The sequence below is a fragment of the Microvirga arabica genome (genome assembly GCF_016811235.1).
Lineage (GTDB): Bacteria > Pseudomonadota > Alphaproteobacteria > Rhizobiales > Beijerinckiaceae > Microvirga > Microvirga arabica.
The window spans coordinates 1-2,462 of sequence record NZ_JAFBID010000171.1 but is presented as its reverse complement, the minus strand read 5'-3'; the positions used below and the strand labels follow the sequence as shown (position 1 = coordinate 2,462).

1 protein-coding gene and 1 pseudogene are annotated in these 2,462 nt (G+C 53.6%); one reads left to right on the top strand and one right to left on the bottom strand.

The genetic code is table 11. The features are described from left to right. Positions 1–165: 165 nt before the first annotated feature. Positions 166–411, bottom strand: a pseudogene (locus JQC81_RS33710) (IS21 family transposase); the annotation flags it as partial. A 612-nt stretch (positions 412–1,023) separates the two neighbouring features. Here JQC81_RS33710 and JQC81_RS32200 point away from each other — a divergent pair. After that, positions 1,024–2,462: right-handed parallel beta-helix repeat-containing protein (locus JQC81_RS32200; RefSeq protein WP_203275828.1), on the top strand; the 1,439-nt coding region annotated here is incomplete at its 3' end.

Below are 2,462 nucleotides of genomic sequence, written 5' to 3'. Positions count from 1 at the left end.
GTGGCGCAGGCCAACATCAACCCGCTGGCGCACTACCTGAAGTTCGGCATCTACGAAGGCCGCCAGGCATTCGGTGATAGCATCATCGGATGAACCTCACTCGTGAGATCACGGAAAGCGGCTTGCACGATGCAAAAGGCAAGCTGCTCTCTCTGTGACAGCGGAGACTGGGGGTTGATCGTTCTGAGTTGAGGATGGCGCCGGAAGCAGCAGGAGCTCGAGCGCCTCGTCATCAAGGCCATCAGGCAGGGGGCAGGTCAGCCCCACCCAGACGGGCGCGGCGCAGATAGCCATGAACGACGCCATTGCTGACCCCGAGCTGCGCGCAATGACGCGCTCGGTCAGGCCTTGGGCATGTCTTAAACGAAGAATGTCTTGGATCCGGCGCATCGACAATCTCTGGGTTGGCACCGGGCCTCCTCGTGGGTTGAACGAGGCATCCCGTAGACCGGTTGAGTTGTCGGCCAAAGCGACTCGGCACCTCCGGAAAGGTGCTCACGATCACGCGGAACACGTACATCGTACAGGGAAATGCTCGATCACTGTTGCGACGCATGGAACAGGTTGGCCGATCAAACCTGGACCATAATGTCCATCGGTCTGTGGGAGCGGGTTTCGCGGGTTCTCAGCCAAGGCTTGGCGGTACTCCAAAGTAGGTATGTCATGCTATCGGGTTAGCAGGCATACAACAAAATCGCTGAAGTCTATACAAGATCATTCAGTACAAATATCGGTTACCTCTATATATTGTATGTGGAGGTGGGCAAGCAAAAGCTGTCTCCGCCTCACACATGTAGCTGCGAATTATATGAAAGCATTAGAATAAGCTTCTTGCTGCAGATTTGAGATTTTAGGTAACCATACGGACCGAACTTCCTTGAGTTTAGGATGGCAGTCTCTTCTTCACTGGGAAAGTCTTTTCTTCGAAGCCATTAATCTTCAATTCAGCTGCAGAGGATGATCTTTCCAGCGAGGGTAGTGGCAATCAATCCATTTATCGGCCCTCAATAAGGACAGTGACTCATGGCTACACAGGCGTTTACTGTTGCAGCCCCAACAGGGGATGCCGTGCAGGATACCTTTGCTATCAACGACGCTATCCAAAAAGCGAACGCGGCGTATCAGGCGAACCCATCGGCTGGGCAGATCACTGTCCAACTTTCCGTCGGCACCTACATCGTCACAGGTGATCCAACGAATCCTTCTGTTGGTCCGGTTGAGTTGCTCTCCGGTGTGGCATTGATCGGCGCCGGGATGGGAGTGACAACCGTCAAGCTCGCTGACAACTTTAATGCCCGCATCAATGGAATTGTGCGCACTGACGTAAAAGAGAGCGTTCAGAATGTCACTCTAGCCAATCTAACCATTGACGGGAACCGAGCCAACAACACGGGTCACCAGGCTGGCTTCATCTCCGGCGCAAAGGCTGGGGAAGGGGTGACGCATTCTGGCATTACTGTTTCCGGGGTCGAGATCCAAAACTGCACAGGCTATGGCTTTAACCCGCACGAGATTACCACCAATGTTACAATTGAAAATTCCGTGGCTCATCACAACGGCCTCGACGGATTTGTAGCCGATGGTGTGGAGGGTGGTATTTACAAGAATAACATTTCCTTCGCCAACGACCGCCATGGCTTCAATATCCAAAATGCCACCACCAGCCTCGTCTTGGAAAACAACGTCGCATATGGCAATGGCTCGGGGGCAACCGGTGGCGCTGGCATCGTCGTTCAGCGTGGCGATGTTCTGCGTGAAGGTGCGAGCACGATCGACTGGGTTGATAACATCCAAATCATCGGGGGTGAGTATTACAGCAACGCGCGCGAAGGTATCCTCGTAAAACTCTCTGACAATGTGACGATTGATGGCGCTTCCGCGCATGGCAATATGCGCCAAGGTGTGCGCATTGAAGGCTCTACAGACACAATATTGAGGAACAGCGAAATATTCAACAATGCACAAGGGCAAACGGCAACTGAAAGGTACGATGAAGTTCAGATCCGTCTGCGCAACGATTACCCAGATGGCAATCCGGACAATAACCCGACAACAGTCCCAGCAGTCAATTATTACTCAACTAACACCCAGATCATCAACAATGCGATCTACTCCAACGGTGCAATTGATGCCCGCTATGGAGTCCGGGAGGAGGTCACAAATCTAAATGGTGGCCCGACAGGAACTCAGGTCTCCGGCAACAGCATCTTTGGTACAGCCTCAGGTCCAACCTCGGTTCCAGGCTACACCTATACACCGGATGAAGCCTCTGCCGATGCGCAGTCACTCGTGGATGATGTGCTCTACCTGGCACGTTACGCGGATGTTCGGGCGGCCGGTGTTGATCCGGATGCTCACTATGCGGCGTATGGCTGGCAGGAGGGTCGCAACCCGAATGCCTTCTTCAACACGAATGCCTACCTGTCGGCCAACCAGGACGTGGATGCGGCCAACATCAACCC